The 23,076-nt window shown below is 64.7% G+C and carries 25 protein-coding genes; 8 read left to right on the top strand and 17 right to left on the bottom strand.

Going from position 1 to position 23,076, the window contains the following annotated elements; translation table 11 throughout:
* Positions 1–51 precede the first annotated feature (51 nt).
* The 4 genes from PRtIB026_RS12790 to PRtIB026_RS12775 all read left to right on the top strand — a co-directional run bounded on the left by PRtIB026_RS12790 (position 52) and on the right by PRtIB026_RS12775 (position 2,810).
* A complete protein-coding gene (locus tag PRtIB026_RS12790) occupies positions 52–1,068 on the top strand; it encodes an XdhC family protein (RefSeq protein ID WP_267813872.1) in 1,017 nt (338 codons plus the stop codon).
* 177 nt (positions 1,069–1,245) lie between these two features.
* Positions 1,246–1,827: a hypothetical protein gene (locus PRtIB026_RS12785; RefSeq protein ID WP_203647308.1), complete on the top strand. Its 582-nt coding sequence runs from the start codon at positions 1,246–1,248 to the stop codon at positions 1,825–1,827.
* A gap of 64 nt (positions 1,828–1,891) precedes the next feature.
* A complete protein-coding gene (locus PRtIB026_RS12780) occupies positions 1,892–2,446 on the top strand; it encodes a lipocalin family protein (protein WP_203647309.1) in 555 nt (184 codons plus the stop codon).
* Positions 2,447–2,504: 58 nt separating this feature from the next.
* Complete coding sequence (locus PRtIB026_RS12775) at positions 2,505–2,810, top strand: NIPSNAP family protein (protein ID WP_203647310.1); 306 nt, start codon at positions 2,505–2,507, stop codon at positions 2,808–2,810.
* Between the two features lie 60 nt (positions 2,811–2,870).
* Here PRtIB026_RS12775 and PRtIB026_RS12770 read toward each other — a convergent pair whose 3' ends face one another.
* From PRtIB026_RS12770 to PRtIB026_RS12725, 10 genes are all read right to left on the bottom strand, one after another.
* The gene (locus PRtIB026_RS12770; RefSeq protein WP_203647311.1) at positions 2,871–3,137 is read right to left on the bottom strand and encodes a hypothetical protein; all 267 of its coding nucleotides are present in this window, start codon (positions 3,135–3,137) and stop codon (positions 2,871–2,873) included.
* A gap of 71 nt (positions 3,138–3,208) precedes the next feature.
* On the bottom strand, positions 3,209–3,763 hold the full coding sequence (locus PRtIB026_RS12765; protein ID WP_203647312.1) for an EndoU domain-containing protein: 555 nt from the start codon (positions 3,761–3,763) through the stop codon (positions 3,209–3,211).
* 79 nt (positions 3,764–3,842) lie between these two features.
* Complete coding sequence (locus tag PRtIB026_RS12760) at positions 3,843–4,625, bottom strand: glycoside hydrolase family 19 protein (protein ID WP_203647313.1); 783 nt, start codon at positions 4,623–4,625, stop codon at positions 3,843–3,845.
* A gap of 96 nt (positions 4,626–4,721) precedes the next feature.
* Positions 4,722–5,108, bottom strand: a complete 387-nt coding sequence (locus tag PRtIB026_RS12755) for a hypothetical protein (protein ID WP_186732609.1) — start codon at positions 5,106–5,108, stop codon at positions 4,722–4,724.
* A gap of 31 nt (positions 5,109–5,139) precedes the next feature.
* On the bottom strand, positions 5,140–5,313 hold the full coding sequence (locus PRtIB026_RS12750; protein WP_203647314.1) for a hypothetical protein: 174 nt from the start codon (positions 5,311–5,313) through the stop codon (positions 5,140–5,142).
* A 43-nt stretch (positions 5,314–5,356) separates the two neighbouring features.
* Positions 5,357–5,662 (bottom strand): hypothetical protein, encoded by a 306-nt coding sequence (locus PRtIB026_RS12745; protein WP_203647315.1) that lies wholly within the window; start codon positions 5,660–5,662, stop codon positions 5,357–5,359.
* Positions 5,662–5,934, bottom strand: a complete 273-nt coding sequence (locus PRtIB026_RS12740) for a hypothetical protein (protein ID WP_050706449.1) — start codon at positions 5,932–5,934, stop codon at positions 5,662–5,664. Before PRtIB026_RS12740 ends, PRtIB026_RS12745 begins: the two co-directional genes overlap by 1 nt.
* An 87-nt stretch (positions 5,935–6,021) precedes the next feature.
* On the bottom strand, positions 6,022–6,630 hold the full coding sequence (locus PRtIB026_RS12735; RefSeq protein ID WP_050706450.1) for a DUF2589 domain-containing protein: 609 nt from the start codon (positions 6,628–6,630) through the stop codon (positions 6,022–6,024).
* Positions 6,631–6,641: 11 nt separating this feature from the next.
* Positions 6,642–7,130: a DUF2589 domain-containing protein gene (locus tag PRtIB026_RS12730; RefSeq protein WP_203647316.1), complete on the bottom strand. Its 489-nt coding sequence runs from the start codon at positions 7,128–7,130 to the stop codon at positions 6,642–6,644.
* Positions 7,131–7,326: 196 nt separating this feature from the next.
* A complete protein-coding gene (locus PRtIB026_RS12725) occupies positions 7,327–8,367 on the bottom strand; it encodes a helix-turn-helix domain-containing protein (protein ID WP_203647317.1) in 1,041 nt (346 codons plus the stop codon).
* A 224-nt stretch (positions 8,368–8,591) separates the two neighbouring features.
* Between PRtIB026_RS12725 and glpT the strand changes: the two genes are divergently transcribed.
* A complete protein-coding gene (glpT, locus tag PRtIB026_RS12720; protein WP_203647318.1) occupies positions 8,592–9,944 on the top strand; it encodes a glycerol-3-phosphate transporter in 1,353 nt (450 codons plus the stop codon).
* Positions 9,945–9,992: 48 nt separating this feature from the next.
* On the opposite strand, the gene PRtIB026_RS12715 is transcribed toward glpT, so the two are convergent.
* The 5 genes from PRtIB026_RS12715 to PRtIB026_RS12695 all read right to left on the bottom strand — a co-directional run bounded on the left by PRtIB026_RS12715 (position 9,993) and on the right by PRtIB026_RS12695 (position 16,331).
* Positions 9,993–11,597: a mechanosensitive ion channel family protein gene (locus PRtIB026_RS12715; RefSeq protein ID WP_203647319.1), complete on the bottom strand. Its 1,605-nt coding sequence runs from the start codon at positions 11,595–11,597 to the stop codon at positions 9,993–9,995.
* A 406-nt stretch (positions 11,598–12,003) separates the two neighbouring features.
* Positions 12,004–13,029, bottom strand: a complete 1,026-nt coding sequence (locus PRtIB026_RS12710; protein WP_203646634.1) for an IS110 family transposase — start codon at positions 13,027–13,029, stop codon at positions 12,004–12,006.
* A 380-nt stretch (positions 13,030–13,409) separates the two neighbouring features.
* Complete coding sequence (locus PRtIB026_RS12705) at positions 13,410–13,607, bottom strand: DUF1737 domain-containing protein (RefSeq protein WP_203647320.1); 198 nt, start codon at positions 13,605–13,607, stop codon at positions 13,410–13,412.
* Positions 13,608–13,923: 316 nt separating this feature from the next.
* Entirely contained in the window at positions 13,924–14,172 is a 249-nt protein-coding gene (locus tag PRtIB026_RS12700) for a hypothetical protein (protein ID WP_203647321.1), read from the bottom strand.
* 359 nt (positions 14,173–14,531) lie between these two features.
* Positions 14,532–16,331, bottom strand: a complete 1,800-nt coding sequence (locus PRtIB026_RS12695) for a glycoside hydrolase family 15 protein (RefSeq protein WP_203647322.1) — start codon at positions 16,329–16,331, stop codon at positions 14,532–14,534.
* Positions 16,332–17,067: 736 nt separating this feature from the next.
* Here PRtIB026_RS12695 and PRtIB026_RS12690 point away from each other — a divergent pair.
* The gene (locus PRtIB026_RS12690; RefSeq protein ID WP_203647323.1) at positions 17,068–18,117 is read left to right on the top strand and encodes a 3-oxoacyl-[acyl-carrier-protein] synthase III C-terminal domain-containing protein; all 1,050 of its coding nucleotides are present in this window, start codon (positions 17,068–17,070) and stop codon (positions 18,115–18,117) included.
* 60 nt (positions 18,118–18,177) lie between these two features.
* On the opposite strand, the gene zwf is transcribed toward PRtIB026_RS12690, so the two are convergent.
* The gene (gene zwf / locus PRtIB026_RS12685) at positions 18,178–19,671 is read right to left on the bottom strand and encodes a glucose-6-phosphate dehydrogenase (RefSeq protein ID WP_203647324.1); all 1,494 of its coding nucleotides are present in this window, start codon (positions 19,669–19,671) and stop codon (positions 18,178–18,180) included.
* Positions 19,672–20,655, bottom strand: a complete 984-nt coding sequence (gene gnd / locus PRtIB026_RS12680) for a phosphogluconate dehydrogenase (NAD(+)-dependent, decarboxylating) (protein WP_203647325.1) — start codon at positions 20,653–20,655, stop codon at positions 19,672–19,674. It lies immediately after the preceding gene.
* 196 nt (positions 20,656–20,851) lie between these two features.
* Between gnd and PRtIB026_RS12675 the strand changes: the two genes are divergently transcribed.
* Both PRtIB026_RS12675 and glgA read left to right on the top strand, forming a co-directional pair.
* Complete coding sequence (locus tag PRtIB026_RS12675; RefSeq protein ID WP_220037411.1) at positions 20,852–21,019, top strand: DUF6026 family protein; 168 nt, start codon at positions 20,852–20,854, stop codon at positions 21,017–21,019.
* Between the two features lie 492 nt (positions 21,020–21,511).
* Complete coding sequence (glgA, locus tag PRtIB026_RS12670) at positions 21,512–23,071, top strand: glycogen synthase GlgA (RefSeq protein ID WP_203647326.1); 1,560 nt, start codon at positions 21,512–21,514, stop codon at positions 23,069–23,071.
* Positions 23,072–23,076 lie beyond the last annotated feature (5 nt).

Genomic DNA, 23,076 nt, shown 5'->3' with positions numbered 1-23,076 from the left:
AGCAAGACCGTTGCTCCCACAGGCACTCGGCAACACGAGGTTTCATACACCATGGAAAGCATCGACCTGCTGGTCCTGCGCACCACCCATGACTGGCTCCAGGCCGGCCACCGCGTGCTGCTCGCCACCGTCGCCCGCACCTGGGGCTCGTCGCCGCGTCCGGTCGGTTCGATGATGGCCCTGCGCAACGACGGTCGGGTGGTCGGCAGTGTATCCGGCGGTTGCATCGAGGACGACCTGATCCACCGCTACACCACCGCCTACGGCGGCCCCGGCCTGCCCGAAGGGGCACCCGAGGTGATCCGCTACGGCATCAGCGCCGACGACGCCCACCGCTTTGGCCTGCCGTGCGGCGGCACGCTGGAGCTGATCCTCGAATTCATGCCCGCCGCCGCCTCGCTGCGACAACTGCTGGAGCAGCTCGACAGCGGCCAGCTGATGCGTCGCCAACTGACCCTGGCCGACGGCGCGGTCAACCTCGAACCCACCGCCACCCCGGAACAGTTCCGTTTCGACGGCCGGCAGATGACCAACACCCTCGGCCCCGGCTACCGCATGCTGCTGATCGGCGCTGGCGCGCTGGCCGAGTACCTGGCGACCATGGCCCTGTTCAACGGCTTCCGGGTGGCGGTGTGCGACCCTCGGCCCGAGCACATGGCCACCTGGTCGGTCGCCGGCGTCGAATACCTGAAGGGCATGCCGGACGATGTGGTACGCGACTTCAAGGCCGATCTGCGCACCTGCATCATCGCCGTCAGCCACGATCCCAAGCTCGACGACCTGGCGCTGCTAGAGGCCCTGCATGGTCCGGCATTCTACATCGGCGCCATCGGCTCGCGACGTAACAGCCAGCTGCGCCGCGAACGGCTGATCGAGCACTTCGGCGAAACCGAGCAGTCGCTCGAACGGCTGCATGGGCCCATTGGCATCTACATCGGCAGCAAGACCCCGGCGGAAATCGCGGTGAGCGTGATGGCCGAAGTACTGGCGGCGAAGAACGCCGTGAGCTTGCCGGGGGCGGTGAGTGTGTCCAAGGCCAAGCGCGAGCGTGATCATCAACCTTTGTAGTGCCTGAACCGGCCTCATCGCGGGGCAAGCCCGCTCCCACGTTGGTACCGCTGCCTGACAGTCGTGGGAGCGGGCTTGCCCCGCGATGAGGCCAGCATTGGCCACACACCTGCCAACCAGTGTCTATGCTTCTTCTCGCATACACCCACCGGTATCGACCACAAGGAAGACAGGCCAATGACTGCCACCCTCGCACGCGCTGTTGCTTTCGCCTCGCTAGTGTCCGCCGCCAGCCTCACCGCCCACGCCGCCGAACTGCCCATCGCCAGCGAAGCGCTGGAAAGCCATGTCACCACTGAAGTGACCAGGATCGACCTGCCCAACCGCCAGGTCACGGTGAAGGGCCCCCACGACAAGGACGTGACCTTCCAGCTCACCGAACAGGCCAAGGCCCTGCCCAATCTCAAGGTGGGCGATCAGGTCGATATCAAAGTGACCCGTGCCATCGCCTATGTGCTCAACACCAATGTCGGCGGCGCTCCCAAGGCCTCCGAGGAGTCGGGCACCATCCGCGCCACCAAGGACAACCCCAACCCGGGTGGCGAGGCGTTCCGTCAGGTCAAGGTCACCTCGCAGATCAAGAAGATCGACCTGAACACACACGAAGTCACCCTGCTGCCACCGGAAGGCAAGCTGCAGGTGGTCAAGGTCGAGGACCCCGAACTGCAGGCACGCATGAAGAATCTCAAGCTCGACCAGACCGTAGAAGCCATCTATACCGAAGTGCTGAGCGTGGAGACCTCACGCCCAGCCCAGTAAAACCTTTGGCCGGCCCGCGCATCGAACATCATGTGAGCCCTTCCCCCCCTTCAGGAGGTTTCCCATGGCGATGCGCCTGGCCGTGCCGTTTTGCTGCTGCCTCACCCTCGTGCTCATGGGCTGCACCAGCGCCCGCGATGAGCCGCCGCCCACCACGCAGCAGGTCGAACTGCAGCGCTACCAGGGCACCTGGTACGAACTGGCGCGCCTGCCGATGTTCTTCCAGCGCCACTGCGTGCAGTCCGAGGCCCATTACGGCCTGCGCGAGGACGGCCGTATCGACGTGACCAATCGCTGCCTGGAGCAGGACGGCCAGTGGAACGAAGCCCTAGGCGTCGCCGAGCCGCAGGTGGCCGGACGCACCGACAAGCTCTGGGTGCGCTTCGACAACTGGCTCAGCCGCCTGGCACCGAACCTGACAAAGGGCGAGTATTGGGTGCTCTACCACGACCCGGACTATCGCGTGGCACTGGTCGGCCACCCGAACCGCGAGTACCTGTGGCTGCTGTCGCGCTCACCGACCGTCAGCGCCCAGACCCGAGAACAGCTGCTGGAGCTGGCACGCCGGCAGGGCTATCCCACCGACCAACTGATCTGGCGACAACCAGCCCCCCAGTGACGGCCGCCATCCGCCCCTGTAAGGTGAGCCACCCGGCTCACCCAAAGGATTGCGTGCAATGATCACCTGCCACCTCAAGTACATCATCGACCCCTACCAGATCCCGGCCTTCGAGGCCTATGGCAAGCTGTGGATCGGCCTGGTCAACCGCATGGGCGGTACCCACCACGGCTATTTCCTGCCCAGCGAAGGCGCCAACAATGTTGCCTACGCCCTGTTCAGCTTCCCCAGCCTGGCCGCCTACGAGCAGTACCGCACAGCCTCGGAAACCGATCCGGAGTGCATCGCCGCCTTCGCCCTGGCCAACGAGCAACGCTTCATCCTCAGCTACGAACGCAACTTCCTGCGGCCAGTGCTCGATTGACCTTCACAGGCCTGCGAAAACCTGACACGCATCACCGGCGTGCAGGCCCGGCGCAGGGTTTCAATAACGCGCTTTCGGCTGCCAACCCTGCAGGGTCTCGATGAAACTGTCCAAAGGCAGGCGCAGCGCAGGCCAGTCCTCCCTGTAGTGGTGTTCGATCACCACGGCGTCCTCTTCGAAGGCAACGTGGTAGGCGTTGCCGCTGTAGGCCTCCACCACTCGGTTGCGACGTGCGGCCAGGGCCTTCTCGAGCAAATGCTCAAGTGCCACGGCCGTCACCTCGTCGTCGAGAAACTGCTGCAGGCCTGGGGGGCGGGGATTGGACATGAGCAGGCTCCTTTGCCAGGGATACGGAAGAGCCGGGCATGATGCCCGGCCCTGGTGAGGGTGACGCAGGATCAGTAGTCAGGATAGGCGGTGGTCACCACCGTGCCAGCCCCATTCAGATATCCGACGATGTTGAACGATGCGCCAGGGTTGCCCGCCACGCAATGCGCCCCCGACGGCCCGCGGAACTCGTTGCCGTTCAGCGAGGTGCGGTTGTTGTAGGCATTCTGGATGGCCGCCACCACATTGGCTTGCGAGCAGCTGTCCGGGAACATGGTGGAGATGGACTTGCTCGCGGTCACGCCGTTCTGGGTGATGTTGAAGCTGCGCAGGACATAGATCCCGGCCGGCCCGACCGGCGTATTGGTGGTCGCCGCGGTGAAGGCCACGGTGGCGGGCAACTGTCCGCCAGGCCTGCTGTGGAAGCCCTTGGCCCGGTTGTTGGCCACCTCGCCGCAGAACACATGCTGTTGATTGACCGCCGGCACGCCGCCCGAATTGGGCTGTGGGCATGCCACGGCGGCCTGGGCGGACGCCACCGGCACCAGGCTGAACGCCAGGCTGCCGATGACCGCCAGCCCAGCCAGCGCGACGCGTGCATGTGGGAACACGAAAGTCTTTTTCATCATGAAGCTCCTTTTTTACGGTGACAGGACGTTGTTGTCCTCGGGTTCCGCCGCTGCCGGCGAAAAGGGGGAATGGGGTTCAGCCGACCAGCAGCCACCTGGCCCGGGCGAGGTACGCGGCGCGGTCGTCCAGGCCGTTGAAACCGCCATTGACCCGGCGGGTAACCTCACGCAGGTCATCCTTGTCGGCCCAGTCGTTGAGCTTGCGGTTGGCCCAGAACCAGCCGGCGACGTCCACCGCCAGGGCCGGGTCGCTGCTGACCAGGGAGGGGTCGTCCTTGTTCTCGAAATCGCGCTTGCAGTACTGGCCGTACTGGCGGTAGTTGGCGCGACCGGTCAGCTGGATCAGCCCGCGCCCCTTGAAGCGCGGCCCGTCGCCCGGTTGCAGGTTGCCCAGGTCCTTGCGGCCCTCGTAGGCACTCCCGCTGGCCAGCTCCTCGGTGTAACGCAGGCAGCCGCTCTCATGGGCGATCTGGGCAAGGAAGTGGGCGATGCGCAGCGGCGTGTCTATGCGGTAGCGGGTCAGCACGTCGAGCACCGGCTGGTGGAAGGCATCGATACGTGTGCCGCTGGCATTGATCAGCGCCAGCCACAATTTGGGCGCGACCAGCCCACCGGGCAGGCCCACGCGCAAGGCGGCCAGGGTCGCATCGCCCGGCGCCACCGGCTTGCCCTGCGGGCTGCCGATAAGCTGCTGGAAGTTGTCCAGCGCACTGCGCGTGCCGCCCCCCCACAGGCCATCGATGCCAAGCGCGCAGCTGAAGCCGCGTTGACCGCTGTTGAGGTTGAGCAGCAGCTGCAGGCTGCGCACATCGGCGGTGGCGTTGTTGCCGCCCGTCCCTACGGTGTTGGTGATGCACATGGTCAGCTCCTTTTTTCGGGCAAGCCGCTCCCCGTGGGGCAGCGGCCAGGCCGTGCCTTGATGGCGAAGCGAATGGATGTCGGTTGCTTGTGGCGGCTACCTGGCGGGCGGCACCAGGGTGGCGCTGTAGGCGAGCTTGTTGGCCTGGGTGAACAACTGGATCTGCAGGCCGTCACTGCCCTGGCGACTCTGCAGGTAGCCCAGGGTCAGCGGCCCGCAGCGGCCCGCCCCACCGCCTTTGAGGCTGTAGCTGCGCTCCGGCCCGTCTGCGCCGTTGAACTCCAGGGCGAAATCGCACGCCCATCCCGCGCCGAAGCGCACCTTGCCGGCGTTCTTGCCCAAGCCTGCGCCAGGATCGATGTTCAGCAGCACCGGCACGTTGGTGCCGTTGTCCTTGAATGTGCCCTGGTACTCGTCGGCCCACGCCGATCCCAGGCCGGCCAGTGCAAGGGCACCGGCCAGTGCGGTTGCCAGATGTCTCATGGTGACTCTCCTTGTTGGGTGATTCATGGGTTCAGAACGCCAGCACCAGCCCCGCCCACTTGGCGATGGCCAAGGCCAGGTCGGGCTGGATCGCCCCCAACGCCACCAGCGCCGACAATGCGGCTGCGCCAATGGCGCACAGCACGCGCTTGCCGGTGGACATCCGAGTCGGTTGGCCTGGTTTGTTCTTGAGAATCGTGCGCATGGTTCGGGTCTCCTGGGTTGAAAGCAGCAAACGCATCGAGCGCTCAGTCGGCCTGGCCATCACCGGGGCTCCCGTAGTGGCCGAACAGCTCGCCATCGAGGCAAACGATAATCGCCTCACCGGCATCGCCGGGCACGTTGATACTCAGCTCATGCAAGGTTTCATTGCGCCGTGGCGCGCGACCGACACGCAGCGCCAGACTCCCCGGCGCATCGCCGGGCTCGAGGGTGGCGGCCAGCACCACCTGCATCTCTGCGATCCGGATCCCCGGCCAGCGTTGCCCGGTGGCGTGCCGCGCGCACTGCACGGCGCCGCCCAGCGCGTGGACGAACTCTGCGAAGTGGTTCATCACGAGGCCTCCTGTTCGTCGGCCAGCCAGAACGGCCGACGGGCGAAGCCCACGTGGTAGATGAGTGACTGCAGCACCACCTGGTGCTCGCCGATGTTGAGCAGGTTGAAGGTTTTCTCGATGCCGACGATGCGCCCCTTGGGCGGTTCGCTGAGGCAGCGGTTGAGCAGCGCGGTCTGCGCCTGGATCAGCTCGTGCGACGTCAGCTTCTCCGGATCGGTGCTGCCGACGACGATGCGTTTCACATATCCCACGTCCGTTAGATCGAACATCACGGAACTCCTTTCCGGAAAAGTCTGACGGCCAACCCCTGGCTAGCGCTCACACGACCACAGGGCTGGCATTGGGCCGATCACCGCTTACTGCTGGGTGATGGCTTTGGGCGCGACCGACTGCGAGATCATGTCCAGCACCCGGGCCAGTCCTTCCGGCATACCGTCGTCGGCCGCGTGGACCTCGACGTGATACTTGGCCGACTGGTCGGTCGAACGGGTGTTCTCCTTGTGCGAAGACACCGAGCCGGAGATGTTGACCTTGGCGCTGAACGGCCCCCAGCCCACGCTGGCCTCGGCCGACATCGCCGCCTGGGCGTCGGTGGCTTCGCGCGATTGCTCGGAGTTCTTCACCTCCATGTCGAAGGTGATGTCGACCTTGTTGATCGACAGGTTCGGCACCTTGACCACCGCCAGCAGCGGGACTTCGAGCTCCACCCGTTCCATCGGGATGGTGCCGTCGTCGGGCTTGCTGGTGGACGGACGGTCGAAGCGGAAGCTGACCGTGCGCACATCCCCCACCGCGTTGGGGTCAGTCGGGTTGTTGGGGTCAGGCAGGAAGCCGATCACCTTGATGAAGTCGGCGGTGGCATTGGCCAGGCGGACCTGGGCGTCGCAAGCGGCTGTGAGAGGACCGCCGATCAGGTCGCCCATAGGCAGGCCGCGGAACTGGTCACCCATCGAGAAGTTAGCCATTTGTGTTTCTCCTAGATCAATTTATCGAGGTTTTGCAGCAGCCGAGCCATCCCCTCCGAAGGGGGCTGGGTTTCGACTTTGAGGGTGACGCGCGCCAGCGGCCCGCCTTCACCATTGCGGCGAACGCCCAAGTCGACGTTCAGAGCCTTGTGGGTCTCGCTCGGCCAGCCCGAGTCGTCATCACCGGCAGTCGCCGGGCCGACGTTCACGGCCGAACCGTCATCGGCGTTCAGCCCTACCTCGAACGAGATTTCCATGTCCTTCACGGCCATCAGCCGCGCCCCCACCAGCGACAGCAGCGGGACCCGTACCACGCGCTCCTCGCCTTCCTTCGCCTCGGGCGAATGGGACGGCAGGCGCACATCGATGCTGACCGGCCGGTTGTCCTCGTCGAAGTACTGGCGCACGGTCGACACCTGGAAGCGCTGGATCTTGTCCTGCGCCTCGGCGACCGCGCCGGCGATGCTCTGGATGAGGTGATGGAGGGATTGATTCGCCACGACCGACGCTCCTTGTCTCATGCGGTGCCGATGCCGTCCGGGTGGCTTCGGTATGCCCCACGCGTTGCAGGGTTCAGGCCCTGACGACGGCACCGGGTTGGATGGATGGTTGGGTTACCAGGTGAGCCCAGATTACGGATGGGCCTGGGGCGTGTCCGGGGGCGTGCGTCCCGGAAATCGGGTCAGCCGTCCCGAATCAATGACTGGCCAACTCGCGCAGCCAGCGCGCCATCGATGGCGGCTCGCCGACCTGCGCATCCGGGCAGGCCAGCTCGCCTCGCTGCAAGGCGGTACGCGCCGCGCGTGGAGACAGGCCGAAGGCCTTGCGGAACACCTTGCGCAAGTGCGCCTCATCGGTAAAACCATGGTCGTAGGCCAGGTCGCCGATGCGCCGCCCGGCATTGCCGGGCTCGCCCAACGCTTGCAGGTAGCGGCGCAGGCGCCGTTGCAGCAGGTAGTGGCGCACCCCGCCGAATCGCTCGAATGCCCGATACAACTGACTGCGCGAGGTACCCATGGCCTTGGCCAGCACCGTCGGGGTAAGGTCGTTGCGTTGCAGGTTGCGCTCGATGTAGCTGCGCGCCCGTCGGCCGAGGTCGCCCTGTGTGGGCGAGGCCCCGACCTGGCGGCAAGCTGCCGCGCTGATCAGGCAGGCACCGATCACTCCCACCAGCGGCTGGCCCAGGTGTAGCAATTGGTCCTGGGTCAGTTGCGGCGCGGCCGTGGCGAACGACGACAGCAGGCTGGCGAGCAGGCGCCCCATCGGGCTCTCCCGTCCCAGGCGCAGGCCATGCAACTGCCATGTGGGGTGCGCCAGCGCGGTACGGGGTATCACCAGGCTCAGGCCTTCGCCGCCGGCCATGGCAAAAGCCGCCGGCTGTGTCAGGTCCAGCACCACCACATCCCGCGCCCGCACGCGCATGCCATTGCCAGCGGCCAGGCCACGTTGCAGTGGCAGGTGCAGTACATAGTGATCGAGGTCGCACCCGTCCAGACGGCGCGCGTCACGGCCATAGCGGGCGCCCTCCAGGTAACCACGGCACAACAAAAATCGCTGGCAATGAAAGACCTCGAGCGAGGCACTGAATGCATCGCCTGCCCTGGTCGCCGTGCTGAAGAGCACGTCGGCCGCCAGGCGCCAGGCACGCAAGTGCTCCGTTGTGATGTGCAGGAGGGGCAGTTGCGTGTCGCGGGGGGCGGTGCTGGTGCGCTCGGCTTGCGTTACGTGAATATCCATGTGTTTCGGCTCTTCTATCCATAGTCGAGCCGGAAAAGTGGTTCACTTCCGATTAGCCTGTAGCCTTTTGCCATTATTCGTGTCAGGTATCTGCCATCAACCTGTCGTCGAGAAACACGGCAATTTTCACAAAACAACACCTGCTCCCCGCGAAACAGATATTTTTTCTGTAACGAAAATGTAAAATTCGTTTTCGCATACCTATAACAAGTTGGGAGCTTCACATGTTTGCCTTCTTCCGCCCTGCCGCGCACCAGGCGCCGCTGCCCGACGAGCGCGTCGACAGCACCTATCGTCGCCTGCGCTGGCAAATCTTCGCCGGGATCTTTTTCGGCTATGCCGGCTACTACCTGCTGCGCAAGAACTTCTCCCTGGCCATGCCCTACCTGATCGAGGAAGAGGGCTACACCCGTGGCCAGCTGGGCGTAGCGATTTCCGCCATCGCCATCGCCTACGGCCTGTCCAAGTTCCTCATGGGCCTGGTCTCGGACCGCTCCAACCCGCGCTACTTCCTGCCCTTCGGCTTGCTGATCTCGGCCGGGGTGATGTTCATTTTCGGTTTCGCGCATTGGGCCACGTCCAGCGTGACGATCATGTTCGTGCTGCTGTTCATCAACGGCTGGGCCCAGGGCATGGGCTGGCCGCCGAGCGGGCGGACCATGGTGCACTGGTGGTCGCAGAAAGAGCGCGGTGGCGTGGTCTCGGTGTGGAACGTCGCCCACAACGTCGGCGGCGGCCTGATCGGCCCGCTGTTCCTGCTGGGCCTGGGCTGGACCAACGACTGGCACGCCGCCTTCTACGTGCCCGCCGCCGTGGCGGTGCTGGTGGCCGTGTTCGCCTTCGCCACCATGCGTGACACCCCGCAGTCGGTCGGCCTGCCGCCGGTCGAGCAGTACAAGAACGACTACCCGGAAGGCTACGACGAAAGCCACGAGCAGGAGTTCAGCGCCAAGCAGATCTTCGTCGAGTACGTGCTGCGCAACAAACTGCTGTGGTACATCGCCCTGGCCAACGTGTTCGTCTACCTGCTGCGCTACGGCGTGCTCGACTGGGCGCCGACCTACCTGAAGGAAGCCAAGCACTTCAGCGTCGACACCACCTCGTGGGCGTACTTCTTCTATGAGTGGGCCGGCATCCCCGGCACCCTGCTGTGCGGCTGGATGTCCGACAAGATCTTCCGCGGCAACCGCGGCCTGACCGGTATCGTGTTCATGGCCCTGGTGACCGTCGCTACCCTGGTGTACTGGCTCAACCCGCCGGGCAACCCGACCGTCGACATGATCGCGCTGTTCTCCATCGGTTTCCTGATCTACGGACCGGTGATGCTGATCGGCCTGCAGGCGCTGGAGCTGGCGCCGAAGAAAGCCGCCGGCACCGCGGCCGGCTTCACCGGCCTGTTCGGCTACCTGGGCGGCTCGGTCGCGGCCAGCGCGGCGATGGGCTACACCGTCGACCACTTCGGCTGGGACGGCGGCTTCGTGCTGCTGGTGAGCGCGTGCGTGCTGGCGATCGCGTTCATGGTGCCGACCCTTTGGCACACCAAGGCGGCAAGTGCCAGTCGCGAGGCGGTGGCCTGATAGCCAAACCCTGAATCGGCGGCGCCCGTTGTAACGGCGCCGCTGGTCTCACTCCCCGGGCGCATCCGGCGCCTGCGCCGGCGCGCTGTACCAGCGCTCGGGCGGCACCCACTTCTCCTGTGCCGGGTCGCCCAGGTAATGCGGCGACATGATCTGCACGCCGTATTCGTTGAACACATCCTGGATATTGGCGTGCAGCAGGCTCAGCAGCTCCGCCCGCGGCCTGGGCTCGCTCGGCACCGCCTGGGCGACCAGGCGGTATTCCGGGTAGAAGTCCGACAGCCCGGTCTGGAACACCTGCGGCCTGGGACTGGCGAGGATGCCGTCGGTGCGCCGCGCCGCCTCGGCCAACATCGCCTCCACCTGGCGCCAGGGCGTGTCGTAGCCGATGGTGACCACGGTATCGACGATATAGCCCAGCCCCTGCACCGCCCGTGAATAATTGCGGGTCACGGAACCTGTGATCATCGAGTTGGGCAAGGTCAGCACTTCGCCCAGCCCGGTGCGGATGGTGGTGTTGAACATCCCCACCTCGGTCACCGTCCCCTCGTGCTCGCCGACCCGCACGTACTCACCGGCCTTGAGCGTGCGCGAGTAGGTGAGGATCAGCCCCGCCGCCGCCTGGCCGACCACGCTGGAGGCGCCCAGGGAAATCATCAGGCCCAGTAGCACCGACAAGCCCTTGAACGCATCGGTGCCCGAGCCCGGCAGGTACGGGTAGGCCATCACCAGGGCGAACAGCCAGATGGCCAGGGAGGTCAGGCGCGTGGTCGGTTGCAGGGTCTCGCCGGTCAGCCAGGGCACGCTGCCGGGGCGCGCCAGGCGCTCCAGCAGGCGGCGACTGAAGCTGCTGATGCCACGGGCGATGAAGAAGATGGTGATCGCCACGGCGATGCCCGGGATGGCATGGACGATCCCGTCGAGCAGGTAGCGCAGCAGGTCGAGCAGGTGCAGGTTGAGGCTCTCGCCCCAGGGGCGGGTGTAGGGGAAGCGCGACAGCACGAAGCTCAGCCACTGGTAGCTGAACAGCGCCACCAGCAGCCAGTAGAACAGGCGCAGCAAGCGGTCGACCAGGGCATAGACGTACTGCATGTCGAACAACGGCAGTTGCCCCACCTTGAGCTGGTAGGCCCGGTTGCGCATCAGCCTGGGCAAGAGGCCAGTGAGCTTGCGCCGGGCAACATGAGTGGCCTTGAGCAGCGCGAGGTAGATCAGCGTGGCCAGCAGCGAGTAGCCCAGGGCCACGAACAGGAAATGCAGGCTGCGCGCCTCGCCGGTTTCGTCCACCACCTGGCGCAGCACCACGGCGGCCTGCTCGGCGGCCGCCCGGGTATCGCCCGAGCCGCCCGGCAAGTCCTGCGGGGCGACGATGAAGGCGCGCCGGTCACCGATCAGGACCAGTTGGCTGTCCATCATCGGATCGACCCGCACCTGCAGCCCCTCGGCACCGCGCAGGGCCTCGTCGACCACCGCCCGGGCGCGCTGCGCACGCACTGTCGGGGGTTCGCCGAGCACACTAGCGTGGAAGGTGAAGACCGTGCGGTTGGCCACCGTCAACTGCGCCGCGACAGGTGCTGTGCCGTCGGCGTCGTCGGCCATGGCGGCGGGGATCAGCGACAACAGCGACAACAGCAGGTAGTACAGGCATTTCATCAGGCAGCTCCCTGGCCTTGCGTGACCTATAGCACGCAAGCGTAGCTGCTCCTTGCGGGGGCTTCAGGCTGCCTGGTGTCCGCCGCAAGCCTTGCAGCGCCTATCAGATCGAGCGCCGCCCGCGCGGCGCATCGCGACGCAAGGCCGCTCCTACATCTATGGTTACCCCCATTTCTGCAATACTGTACTGAGATGTGCGTGAGTTTGGTTTGCGTCAATCTATACGGCGTCGTGTGGGAGGTTGGTCCCGCGCCTCGATGAAAATCGCGCCCGACGAGCCTAGATATTTGTTCGGCTTCTGAAGCCGAGTAGGAGCTCAGGTTGATCGCCAGGCCGGTATACCGTTCACGTCATCTGTGTGCAGCATCGCAAAACCAGGTGGGTTGTTACTCGTGTGTCTGCAGGGTCAAGCGTTCATGGCGCTTGACCCTGCATCAAATTCGCTGTGGTGTGCCGTGATGGCCCAGGCGATTCGGGCCAGTTTGTTGGCGATAGCGCACACCACCAGGTTGGGGTGGTGAACACGTAGCAAGCCACGTACCCAGTCCGCCAGCTTGCCGGTTTTGCGCTCCAGCCCAATCAGATAGACCCTCGCGCACTGGATCAGCAGTCGTCGCTGATTGCCGTCGCCCCGCTTGCTGATTCGCCCCAGGCAAGGTTTGCCGCCTGTCGTGTGCTGCCTGGGAACCAGGCCTATGGAGGCTGAATAATTTCGCCCACAGCGGAACTGCTTACCATCACCCAATTCCGCAGCCAGGGCGGTAGCGGTGATCGGGCCAATACAAGGTATCGACATCAAACGGGAAGCAAGATCATCGCTAACGGCCTGGCTATGCACTTCCTTGTCTAGAGCCTTGATCCGATCATCGAGATAGCGGAAGTGGGCATGTAGGTCCAGCAACAGCTTCTTGATCAACGGTGAGAAGGTACTGTCGTCCAGCAGAATGGGGAGCTCCCGGACCGCCTTGAAGGTGGGTGCCAAACTGACCCCCACCTCGAGCAAATAAGCGTGGATGCGGTTCATGGTGGCAGTACGGTCTCTGATGAAGCTGTCGCGCAGTGAATTGAGCATCGCCAGCGCCTGCTGGGCCTCGGTTTTGGGAGGCACGAAGCGCATCTGATCGCGGGTTGCCGCCTCACCGATAGCGGCAGCATCGGCAAAGTCATTCTTGTTGCTTTTCACGTAGGGGCGAACGAACTGTGCGGGAATAAGTTTGGGCGTATGACCCTGTCTCGTCACCTCTCGCGCCATGAAATGAGAGCCACCACAGGCCTCCATCGCCACCGTACAGGGCGCAAGATTGGCAAGGTGGCGGATGAGTGACTCACGGTTGAACCTGCGGTGATAGAGCTCATGACCCCGATCATCCTGAGCGTGTACATGGAAGCTCAACTTTCCCAGGTCGATGGCGATGATGGCGACAGTGTTCATGGCGTTGCACTCCGATAGGCACCCTGTGAAAGCTTAGAGGGCTGACACAGGGTGGGGCGGGGGTAGCCATTTCATTATTTGTTGCAACGTGCCGAACCTGTCAGGCCATGGTTGCCCGCCTTGGCGCATGCCTTGAGACAGGTGGGACGGCAACGATGCCCACACTGAAACCGCGTCGTGCCAACAAGGCGGCCCAGGTAATGGCACAGGATTGACTGGCCCGAAACAGATGTAGGAGCGGCCTTGCGTCGCGATGCGCCGCGCGGGCGGCGCTCGATCTCACAGGCGCTGCAAGGCTTGCGTCGGACACCTGGCGGCCCTTACTCGGTCCATGTCATCGAGCATGGCCCGGCGCAGGCGGATTGCGGCATCCATCCGTTTCAGTCCATGGCTACCGGCCACAGCACCGCCTGTGCAGCCACCACATGTCCCTTGCTGCTATCGAAAGTCACGCTGGGCGAACCATAAAGCTGATAACCCAACGCCAGGCTCTCGGAAATACGCTGGCAGAAACTGGCGTCGTCCTTGCCGGTGATCAGGCGATAGACCGGCAGGCCGTTGGGTGGGGTCGAGGGCATCTGAGTATTCCTTTCATGGCAGGCGTCTATCGCGTGCGGGGCCGGGCATCATGCCATAGCTGCCGCGTCGATTCGCCTCGGTGGGACCTGAGCGGGCATGCTCCATAAGGATGGCACCGGCTGCGCCGGTATCGCGGGACAAGCCCGCTCCTACAGGGTCTATCCTTGGCTGGAAATCCTGTCTCAGACACTGCACAGCACCTGTAGGAGCGGGCTTGCCCCGCGATAGCGCCAGCGCGGCCACCCACGCAGCCAACGTCAATCATCGCCAGACATGCCCACTTCAACCACTGCATCCCACGCAGGATGCGCAAACTCAATGGTGTGTCTGCACCTGTGCTGGCACCTGCGCCAACGCGCAGTCCAGCAGCGCGCGTACCGTTTCCATCTCGTGCACCGCCGTCAGCGCCAGCGTTGCACCAAGCGAATGCGGATGTGAGGCCAGCACCGACTGATGGGCCACGATCAGGGCGCAGCGCACGTATTCCGCTGCCTGGATCAGGGTGTCTTCAAGGTGATGAGGGGAAGGATTGGATGGCGGTGGATCGGGGACGATCTTCAACATTTCGACTTCTGCTGCGGTAAGGATACGCCGCCATCCTTCCTTTGCAGTGGAGGGGTGGCGGCTACGTACAGGCTGCAAAAACCGGGGCAGAAGAAGGTAACCCGGCAGGTCCGAAGACCTCCCGCACGCAGCCACCATGAAACAAGCCTCCAGGTGCCTTGATGCACCTGGGGCCTGGCAACGGCGTCCTTCTTCTTTGGATCGGGTTTGCAGACCCGGTCGCTGAATTGGCAGCGACCGGCGGAGCCTAGGTTGCAGGGAGAGCCGTAGCAATGGCTGAAAGGCGGCAAAAGGATGATTCGGAAATGGACTACAAGCAATGAGGAAAAACTGATTGTCCAGCGTCAGAAGTCGCAGGTTCAGTCACCGCCCTTCGCCCGATCCCGCACCGGACACTGCGCCCGGTGCAGGTTCAACGCCGTATTGATGATCCCGATATGGCTGAACGCCTGCGGGAAATTCCCCAGCATGCGCTTCCCCGCCGGGTCGTACTGTTCGGCCAGCAGCCCCACGTCATTGAACAAGCCCATCAATCGTTCATACAGCACCTGCGCCTCGTCCTGCCGCCCCAGCAGCACATACACATCCGCCAGCCAGAACGAACACACCAGGAACGTCCCCTCCCCCGGTGTCAGGCCGTCGCTGCAATTGTCGCTGTCGTAGCGCAGCAGCAGGCCGTTGCGCAGCAGGCGCCTTTCGATCTGTTCCAGGGTGCGCAGAAAGCGTGGATCGTCGGCCGGCAGAAAGCCGGTCAGGGCGATCTGCAGCAGGCTGGCGTCCAGCTCCGCCGAGCCGTAGGCCTGGACGAAGTGCCGACCGCCGGCGTCCAGCCCGCGCCGGCAGACCTCGTCACGGATCTCGTCCGCCACCTGGCGGTAATGCCGGCTGCGCTCACGCCCCTCCTCGGTGGTATCGGCCAGGCCCGCCGCCCGGTCGAAGGCGACCCAGGCCATGACCTTGGAGTGCACGAAGTGCTGGCGACCGCCCCGCACCTCCCACAGGCCCTCGTCCGGCTCGCGCCAGATGCCTTCCAGGTACGGCAGGATCGCACGGGCGATGGCCGCGCCGCGCGGGTGGCGCGGCAGGCCGCCCTTGATCGCCTGGGTCATGGCGTCGGCCAGTTCGCCGTAGATGTCCAGCTGCAACTGGCCGGCGGCGGCATTGCCGACCCGCACCGGCTGCGAGCCCTCGTAACCCGGTAGCCAGGGCAAGGTAAATTCGGGCAGGTCACGTTCCCCCGCCAGGCCGTACATGATCTGCATCTGTTCGGGATTGCCGGCCACCGAGCGCAGCAGCCATTCGCGCCAGGCCTGGGCCTCGTCGAAATAGCCCAGGTTCATCAGCGCCAGCAGGGTCATGGTGGCGTCGCGCAGCCAGCAGTAGCGGTAGTCCCAGTTGCGCTCGCCGCCGACGCGCTCGGGCAGCGACGTGGTGACGGCGGCGACCATGCCGCCGGTAGGCGCGTAGGTCATGGCCTTGAGGGTCAACAGCGAACGACGCACATGGTCGGTGTAGGGCCCGACATCAGGGCAGCGGGCGGCAAAGGCCCGCCACTGCTCGAGAGTCTGTTCGAAGTCGTGGTCGATATCGCAATCAGGCTGCACGGGCAGGTGCGAGGCCTGGTGGCAGAGGCTGAACACCTGGCGCTGCCCTGCGCACACGCGAAAACGGGCGACGCTGTGGTGGTCGCGGCCATGGGTTTCGGTGCTGCTGCGCAGGATCAGCCGATCAGGACCGGCGACGGCGCTCAGGGTCAGCGGATCGATCTTTTCCACCCAGGGCACGCTGCGGCCGTAGTCGAAGCGCAGCACCAGGTCCATCTCGAAGGCCGTCTCGCCGGCCAGGCCCTCGACGATGCGCAGCACGGCGTTGCGCTCGCCCAGGGGCATGCAGTCGAGCACCCGGGCGCGGCCACTGGCGGTGGTCCAGGTGGTTTCCAGTACCAGGGTGTCGTCGAGGTAGCGGCGAGTGCTGTGCTCGACGGGGTCGCTGGGGGCGATGCGCCAGCGGCCGTTTTCCTCGTTGCCCAGCAAGGCGGCGAACACCGCGGGGGCGTCGAAGCGCGGCAGGCACAGCCAGTCGAGGGCGCCATCGCGGTTGACCAGGGCGGCGCTGCGGCAGTTACCGATGAGGGCGTAGTCTTCGATCGGGGCGGGCATCGGGGATCCTCTGGCGGGTGGGCTTGAAGTTGGATGCTTCGCTACGGCTGGTCGTTCCACTGAGCATTGGTTTAAGCCCTGCGCTGCGAAAAATCCTACATGAAATCAAGACCGTTCCTGTTGGGAGGTCTCCGCCCGCTTCGCCCTAGAGTAAGAACGCCGACGCCTAATGCCAGTCAGTTAGCGCTTCATCGCACTTGTTGGGGCTGCTTTGCAGCCCTTCGCGGGTAAACCCGCTCCCACAGGATCGCGCAAACGCTGAATCGAGCGCTGTACCTGTGGGAGCGGCTTTAGCCGCGAACACCGGCATAGCCGGTGCCAGGTACCGCAGCGCCTGCTTCGCGGGCAAGCCCGCTCCCACAGAGATAACAGTTCCCTACGCGATCTCCTATGGAACAACACGTAACTCAGCACTTGTGTTGTGCCGCTGGCGACACGCAAGAACATTGATCCACGGCATTGGTTCGCAAATACCCTGTGCTAGAAATATGCCAGTCAGTAGGCGTCACCGGGGCTGCTACGCAGCCCATCGCCGGCAAGCCGGCTCCCACGGATACAGCGCAGGCTCAGGGAATGCACGCGCCCTGTGGGAGCCGGCTTGCCGGCGAAAGGCCGCAGAGCGGCCCCCTTTCGCTTGACTGACAGGCATCAGGCCATTGGCTGCTTACAAGGATGAGCACGCCTCCACTCATGCGCACATACCGCGCAGGATCAACCCCCTCAACAAGGACGTTATATGAAGATCGTCGGGCTTTCCGCAATACTGCCGTCACGCCAAGTCACCAACCAGGACGTCATCAACCTGGTCGAACAACACTCCAGGGACACCTTCCAGGAGGACTTGCCGAAAACCTTGAAGACCATCGGCAAGTTGCTGGAAAAAAGCGGCAGCGACACCCGCCATTGGCTGGCGGCTGACGAGACGCCGATGGCCCTGATGGAAGCGGCGTTCGACGCGGCGCTGGCCCAGGCCAATATCAGCAAGGCCGACCTGGACCTGTTGATCTATCCCAACGTCACCCGCGGCTTCATCGAGCCGGCCAACAGTACCTTCATCGCCAAGGCGCTGGGCCTGAACTGCCGCAACTTCGACGTGGTCGATGCCTGCAACGGCTGGGTGACGGCCATGGACGTCATCAACAGCAAGATGCAAGCCGGTGAAATCCGCTACGCCGCCATCGTCAACATGGAGTTCGGCATGTCGGAAGGCGGGCCGGTGATGCCCAAGAATTTCTCGCTGCAGTCGCCAGCCGAACTGGCCTACAAGTTCCCGAGCTTTACCATTGGCGAGGCCGCCGTCGTCACCATCCTGAGTAACGAGGCACCGGGGAACTTCAAGTTCTCGTACATCAACCGACCTGACCTGAGTGACTTGTCGACGATCTCCTTGCCGGACTGGAAGCTGTTCTGCAACGAAGAAGATATCGCCAAGATCGAACCGACCGGTGGCCAGTACCAGTTCAACTCCTATGCCGCCGCTCTGCACGAAGACGGGCGCAACGAAGCGATCAAAGTCTTCAACCTGCAGAAACTCACCGCGGACGACGTGCACAAGGTGTTCATCCATACCGGCTCGCCAAAGATGTGGGAACACATTGGCCAGATGATCGGCGTCGATCACAAGTTGCATCACGTCGGGCACAAGACCGGCAACATCATTACCGCGTCGATCCCCTTCGGCATCTTTGATGCCATGAGCCGCGGCGAAGCCGAGCCAGACCAGTTCTGCATGGGCTGGGCGGGCAGTGGCGGGATGGTGTTCTCGGCGCTGTCGTTTACCTTGTAGGGCTGCTCTGAAGACCTGCCGCCGTGCTGCAACGGCGGCAGGTCGCTGCTCCCGCTGGCGTCACCCCAGCGTGTGCCACTCGCGCTTGTCCCGCGCCAGCAGCTCGTCGCCGGCCTCGGGGCCATCCTCCCCCGCCGCATACCCGTGCACTTCGCCGCCCTCAGCCGCCCAGGCATCGAGGAACGGTTGCACCGCGCGCCAGCCGTTCTCGATGTTGTCGGCACGCTGGAACAGGGTCTGGTCACCGGTGAGGCAGTCGTAGATCAGCGTCTCGTAACCGGTCGCCGGGGTCATCTTGAAGAAGTCCTTGTAGGCGAAGCCCATCTCGACATTCTCCATCACCAGCTCCGGCCCCGGGCGCTTGGCCTGCAGGTCGAACCACATGCCCTCGTTGGGCTGGATCTGGATCTTCAGGTAATTGGGCTTGGGCCGCTCCAGCTCGCTTTCGCGAAACTGCGCGTAGGGCGCCGGCTTGAAGCAGATGGCGATCTCGGTGTCGCGCACGCTCATGCGCTTGCCGGTGCGCAGGTAGAACGGCACCCCGGCCCAGCGCCAGTTGTCGATCATCACCTTGAGGGCGACGTAGGTCTCGGTCTGGCTGTGCGCGGCGACGTTGGCCTCCTCGCGGTAGCCGGGGAGCTGCTTGCGGCCCTGCTTGCCGGCGCTGTACTGGCCACGCACGGAATTGCGCAGGGCCATCTTCTGCGACCAGGGGCGGATGGCGCCGATCACCTTGGCCTTTTCACCGCGCACGGCGTCGGCGCCGAAGGCCGCCGGCGGCTCCATGGCGACCATGGCCAGCAGCTGGAACAGGTGGTTGGGCACCATGTCGCGCAGGGCGCCGGTGTTGTCGTAGAACGCCCCGCGCGTCTCGACGCCGACGGTTTCGGCGGCGGTGATCTGCACGTGGTCGATGTAATGATTGTTCCAGAACGATTCGAACAGGCCGTTGGAGAAACGGCTGACCAGGATGTTCTGGACGGTCTCCTTGCCCAGGTAATGGTCGATGCGAAAGATTTGCCGCTCGTTCATCACCTTGAGCAGGCGGGCGTTGAGCGCCTCGGCGCTGGCCAGGTCAGTGCCGAAGGGCTTTTCCACCACCACCCGGCGAAAGCCTCCGCCCGACTCGTCGAGCAGGCCGGCATCGCCCAGGCGCTGGGCCACCTCGGGGAAGAAGCGTGGCGAGGTGGCCAGGTAGAAGATGGCGTTGCCGTGGCGCGTCTTGTCGATGCGCCGGGCCAGGGCCTGGTAAGTCTGCGGATCGAGGAAATCGCCGGTCTGGTAGTCCAGGCGCTTGGCCAGGCGTGCCCAGAGCTTCTCGTCCAGGCACTTGCCGGCGTCGCGCTCGGCCATGAAGGCATGCAGGCGCTCGGCGAACGCCTCGGCCGTGGCGGCGTTGTGGTCGACCCCGACGATGCGCATGTTGCGATCGAGCAGGCCGTCACGGCTGAGGTTGTACAGCGCCGGCATCAGCAGGCGCTTGACCAGGTCGCCGCTGGCGCCGAACAGGAACAGGGTGCAGGGCGGCGCAGCGGGGATGGTCGATTTGCTCATTCAGTCCTTCTTCTTCTCGACGTGGCCGCCAAAGCCCAGGCGCATGGCGGAGAGGATCTTGTCACCGTAGGTGCCCTGCTGTTGACGCGAGCGGAAGCGGGCGAACAGCGCGCTGGACAGCACCGGCACCGGCACCGCCTGCTCGACGGCGGCGTCGATGGTCCAGCGGCCTTCGCCACTGTCGGACACCGAGCCGCTGAATTCGGTCAACTGCGGGTCGGCGACCAGCGCGTCGGCGGTCAGGTCCAGCAGCCAGGAGGTGACCACGCTGCCACGGCGCCACACTTCGGCGATCTCGGCGACGTTGAGGTCGAAGCGCTGGTCCTCCGGCAGTTCCGGGCCGCCCTTGCTGCGCAGCAGGTCGAAGCCTTCGGCGTAGGCCTGCATCAGGCCGTACTCGATGCCGTTGTGCACCATCTTCACGTAGTGGCCGGCACCGGGCGGGCCGGCGTGGATGTAGCCGTGCTCGGCGCGCTCGTGCTCGCCGCTGCGGCCCTGGGTGCGCGGAATGTCGCCGACGCCCGGGGCAAGGGCCTTGAACAGCGGTTCCAGGCGCTCGAACACCGCCTTCTCGCCGCCGATCATCATGCAGTAGCCACGGTCCAGGCCCCACACGCCGCCGGAGGTGCCGACGTCGAGGTAGTGCAGGCCACGCTTGTCCAGCTCGGCGGCGCGGCGCACGTCGTCCTTGTAGAAGGTGTTGCCGCCATCGATGATGGCGTCGCCCGGCTCGAGCAGGTCGGCCAGCTGGGCGATGGTCTGCTCGGTGATTTCGCCCGCCGGCAGCATGACCCACACCGCCCGCGGCGCCTTGAGTTTCTGCACCAGCGCACCCAGGTCGTGGGCGCCCACGGCACCTTCGCCTTCCAGGGTGGTGATGGCTTCGCGGTTGCGATCGTGGACCACAGTGCTGTGACCTGCGCGCATCAGGCGCCTTGCGATATTGCCGCCCATGCGGCCAAGCCCGATGATTCCCAGTTGCATGTGACGACGCTCCCGTTGGTTTTGCTTTACAACAATTGACGATTTCAGATTAGTCCAGCGTTCTGGCGTAGGGTTCACCGACGAACGGGGCGACAACGATAAACAAAAAAGTTCCCAAGGGCCTGCGAAGAATTCAGAATGCGCGCCGCGCGAAGCGACTACGCTTCAAATTGTCACCAGCCATGCGAGGTGTGCCATGGGTACCCTGATGCCAGCCACTCCCACCCAGACCCTCTACGTCACCGTGCGCCGCGACGAGCTGCGCCAGTTGAAGGACGAACGTGACCAGCTGCGCCAGCAGGTCGCCCAGCTGAACCTGCTGCTGGAGCAGGCCCGCGTGCAAGGCAAGGCCGCCGGTCTCTGATTCACCCTTCCCGTGTGGGAGCGCCCTGGCTCCCACCCTCTCGCTGACGCCCTTTCCTGTTGCCGTATCGCGCCCGTCGCGGGTCGAACCCGTTGCGTTGCGCTGCGACCCTCATATTTTGCAACAACTCGCCAACGTTTGCGCGGGCAAACGTCCTCGAGAAAAATGACCAACGGGTCACTTTTCTCGCATTTCGTCTCCTACACTCCAGTTTCGGCCCGCGTTTTGCTCATAAAAAAGTGACGTAAAAAAGTCGAACTTTGCAGAACACGGGCAGGTCAGGACTTAAGTGGGCCGACGCAAAAGGACTTCCTCACGTCAGGCCCGCCCACCCCAACCAGTTCATACGTCTTTCGGCCGGAATGCCGAACGTGCCGTGCCTGCGCGCACGTATCTGGGGCAAGGACCGCACTACGAAGATGCAACAACGATCAGAGAGCACACCCACGAGCCAACGTTAAGCACACACCAGAACAAGGGACGGAGAGAAGTATGATCAGTGCCGCTGTCGAACCTCACGTAGAGTCATTCAATTCGGATAACCGCGAGCCCCTGCCATCGGCGCTCGCCCCGACAGTCAAGGCACCCGGCGCCCAGCGCCAGCACAATCCGAACAAGCGCAAGATCCTGTTCGTCACCTCGGAAATCGCCGACCTGGTCAAGACCGGCGGCCTGGGCGACGTGTCCTCCGCCCTGCCCCGCGCCCTGGCGCACCTGCACGACGTGCGGGTGCTGATCCCCGGTTACCGCCAGGTCATGGAAAGCGACAACCCCATCCATATCGTCGGCGAACTGGGTGGCCACGCGGCCCTGCCGCCGTGCAGGATCGGCCGCATGGACCTGGCCGACGGCCTGGTGATCTACGTGCTGATCTGCCCCGAGCTGTACCAGCGCGACGGCACCCCCTACGGTGCCAACAACGGCCGCGACTGGCCCGACAACCATATCCGCTTCGCCCGCCTGGGCCTGGCGGCGGCGGAAATCGCCGCCGGCGAAGGCATGGCCCACTGGCGCCCCGACCTGGTGCACGCCCATGACTGGCCGGCCGGGCTGGCCCCGGCCTACATGCACTGGCGCGGCCTGAGCACGCCGACCCTGTTCACCATCCACAACCTCGCCTACCAGGGCGTGTACAGCCGCGGCTGCAGCCCGGAGCTGGCGATCCCCGACCACGCCATGCAGCAGGAAGGCATGGAGTTCTACGGCAAGCTGTCGTTCCTCAAGGCCGGGCTGGCCTACTCCAGCCACATCACCACGGTCAGCGCCACCTACGCCCGTGAGATCACCACCCCCGAGTTCGGCTGCGGCCTGGACGGTTTCCTTGCCAGCAAGGCCCAACAAGGGCTGCTCGGCGGCATCCCCAACGGCATCGACGAAAGCTGGGACGCGGCCACCGACCAGCACCTGCACCACAACTTCAGCCTCAACGACTGGGCCGGCAAGGCGCGCAACGCCCAGCAGGTGCGTGAGCTGTTCGAACTGGAGCCGTCGGACGGGCCGCTGTTCGCCGTGGTGTCGCGGCTGGTCTACCAGAAAGGCCTGGACCTGACCCTGGGGGTGGCCGACTACATTGTCCAGCAGGGCGGCCAGATCGCCATCATCGGCCGCGGCGAACCCGAGGAGGAGCAGGCCATGCGTGAGCTGGCCCTGCGTCATCCGGGCCGCATCGGCGTGCGCATCGGCTTCAACGAGACCGACGCCCGGCGTATGTTCGCAGGCAGCGATTTCCTGCTGATGCCGTCGCGCTACGAGCCCTGCGGCCTGAGCCAGATGTACGCCCAGCGCTTCGGCTCGCTGCCGGTGGCGCGCAACACCGGCGGGCTGGCCGACACCATCGAGAACGGTGTAACAGGCTTCCTGTTCGACGACTCGACCGTCGACAGCTACCGCGAGGCCCTGGCCCGCGCCTTCTATGTGTACGGCAAGAAGAACCTGCTGAACGCCATGCGCTGCCTGTCGATGACCCAGCCGTTCAACTGGTGCCAGGCGGTGGAGCCCTACGCCCGGCTGTACGAAGACCTGGTCAGGCAGGCGCAGCACGCCCACTACTGAGCGGA

Source organism: Pseudomonas sp. RtIB026 (assembly GCF_016861355.2).
Taxonomy (GTDB): Bacteria; Pseudomonadota; Gammaproteobacteria; order Pseudomonadales; family Pseudomonadaceae; genus Aquipseudomonas; species Aquipseudomonas peradeniyensis.
This window is presented reverse-complemented; position numbering and strand designations above follow the sequence as displayed.

What these genes read in the sequence shown, in the direction of transcription:
- PRtIB026_RS12790 (WP_267813872.1), top strand. Translation starts at nt 52, where the DNA reads ATGGAAAGCATCGACCTGCTGGTCCTGCGCACCACCCATGACTGGCTC.
- PRtIB026_RS12785 (WP_203647308.1), top strand. Translation starts at nt 1,246, where the DNA reads ATGACTGCCACCCTCGCACGCGCTGTTGCTTTCGCCTCGCTAGTGTCC.
- PRtIB026_RS12780 (WP_203647309.1), top strand. Translation starts at nt 1,892, where the DNA reads ATGGCGATGCGCCTGGCCGTGCCGTTTTGCTGCTGCCTCACCCTCGTG.
- PRtIB026_RS12775 (WP_203647310.1), top strand. Translation starts at nt 2,505, where the DNA reads ATGATCACCTGCCACCTCAAGTACATCATCGACCCCTACCAGATCCCG.
- PRtIB026_RS12770 (WP_203647311.1), bottom strand. Translation starts at nt 3,137, where the DNA reads ATGTCCAATCCCCGCCCCCCAGGCCTGCAGCAGTTTCTCGACGACGAG.
- PRtIB026_RS12765 (WP_203647312.1), bottom strand. Translation starts at nt 3,763, where the DNA reads ATGAAAAAGACTTTCGTGTTCCCACATGCACGCGTCGCGCTGGCTGGG.
- PRtIB026_RS12760 (WP_203647313.1), bottom strand. Translation starts at nt 4,625, where the DNA reads ATGTGCATCACCAACACCGTAGGGACGGGCGGCAACAACGCCACCGCC.
- PRtIB026_RS12755 (WP_186732609.1), bottom strand. Translation starts at nt 5,108, where the DNA reads ATGAGACATCTGGCAACCGCACTGGCCGGTGCCCTTGCACTGGCCGGC.
- PRtIB026_RS12750 (WP_203647314.1), bottom strand. Translation starts at nt 5,313, where the DNA reads ATGCGCACGATTCTCAAGAACAAACCAGGCCAACCGACTCGGATGTCC.
- PRtIB026_RS12745 (WP_203647315.1), bottom strand. Translation starts at nt 5,662, where the DNA reads ATGAACCACTTCGCAGAGTTCGTCCACGCGCTGGGCGGCGCCGTGCAG.
- PRtIB026_RS12740 (WP_050706449.1), bottom strand. Translation starts at nt 5,934, where the DNA reads ATGTTCGATCTAACGGACGTGGGATATGTGAAACGCATCGTCGTCGGC.
- PRtIB026_RS12735 (WP_050706450.1), bottom strand. Translation starts at nt 6,630, where the DNA reads ATGGCTAACTTCTCGATGGGTGACCAGTTCCGCGGCCTGCCTATGGGC.
- PRtIB026_RS12725 (WP_203647317.1), bottom strand. Translation starts at nt 8,367, where the DNA reads ATGGATATTCACGTAACGCAAGCCGAGCGCACCAGCACCGCCCCCCGC.
- glpT (WP_203647318.1), top strand. Translation starts at nt 8,592, where the DNA reads ATGTTTGCCTTCTTCCGCCCTGCCGCGCACCAGGCGCCGCTGCCCGAC.
- PRtIB026_RS12715 (WP_203647319.1), bottom strand. Translation starts at nt 11,597, where the DNA reads ATGAAATGCCTGTACTACCTGCTGTTGTCGCTGTTGTCGCTGATCCCC.
- PRtIB026_RS12710 (WP_203646634.1), bottom strand. Translation starts at nt 13,029, where the DNA reads ATGAACACTGTCGCCATCATCGCCATCGACCTGGGAAAGTTGAGCTTC.
- PRtIB026_RS12705 (WP_203647320.1), bottom strand. Translation starts at nt 13,607, where the DNA reads ATGCCCTCGACCCCACCCAACGGCCTGCCGGTCTATCGCCTGATCACC.
- PRtIB026_RS12700 (WP_203647321.1), bottom strand. Translation starts at nt 14,172, where the DNA reads ATGTTGAAGATCGTCCCCGATCCACCGCCATCCAATCCTTCCCCTCAT.
- PRtIB026_RS12695 (WP_203647322.1), bottom strand. Translation starts at nt 16,331, where the DNA reads ATGCCCGCCCCGATCGAAGACTACGCCCTCATCGGTAACTGCCGCAGC.
- PRtIB026_RS12690 (WP_203647323.1), top strand. Translation starts at nt 17,068, where the DNA reads ATGAAGATCGTCGGGCTTTCCGCAATACTGCCGTCACGCCAAGTCACC.
- zwf (WP_203647324.1), bottom strand. Translation starts at nt 19,671, where the DNA reads ATGAGCAAATCGACCATCCCCGCTGCGCCGCCCTGCACCCTGTTCCTG.
- gnd (WP_203647325.1), bottom strand. Translation starts at nt 20,655, where the DNA reads ATGCAACTGGGAATCATCGGGCTTGGCCGCATGGGCGGCAATATCGCA.
- PRtIB026_RS12675 (WP_220037411.1), top strand. Translation starts at nt 20,852, where the DNA reads ATGGGTACCCTGATGCCAGCCACTCCCACCCAGACCCTCTACGTCACC.
- glgA (WP_203647326.1), top strand. Translation starts at nt 21,512, where the DNA reads ATGATCAGTGCCGCTGTCGAACCTCACGTAGAGTCATTCAATTCGGAT.